Annotated in this window: 1 tRNA gene; it reads right to left on the reverse strand. The window is 38.6% G+C overall.

Annotated elements, in window-relative coordinates:
• Positions 1-121: 121 nt before the first annotated feature.
• Positions 122-198 (reverse strand) — tRNA-Ile (locus IDG66_RS13500).
• Positions 199-329: the final 131 nt, after the last annotated feature.

Consider the following 329-nt stretch of genomic DNA (forward strand, 5'->3'; position numbering starts at 1 on the left):
CTTTCGAACACTAGCGATTATTTCTTATGAATTCAAGCTTATTTAAAACTCTTTATTCACTCGGTTTTGCTTGGTAAAATCTATATTTTACTTACTTATCTAGTTTTCAATGTACAAATAATGGTGGGCCTAAGTGGACTCGAACCACCGACCTCACGCTTATCAGGCGTGCGCTCTAACCAGCTGAGCTATAGGCCCATTTTTTGAATGTTAAATAAACATTCAAAACTGAATACAATATGTCACGTTATTCCGCATCTTCTGAAGAAGATGTTCCGAATATATCCTTAGAAAGGAGGTGATCCAGCCGCACCTTCCGATACGGCTAC

This window comes from Staphylococcus sp. EG-SA-18 (assembly GCF_017151825.1).
GTDB lineage: Bacteria > Bacillota > Bacilli > Staphylococcales > Staphylococcaceae > Staphylococcus > Staphylococcus aureus.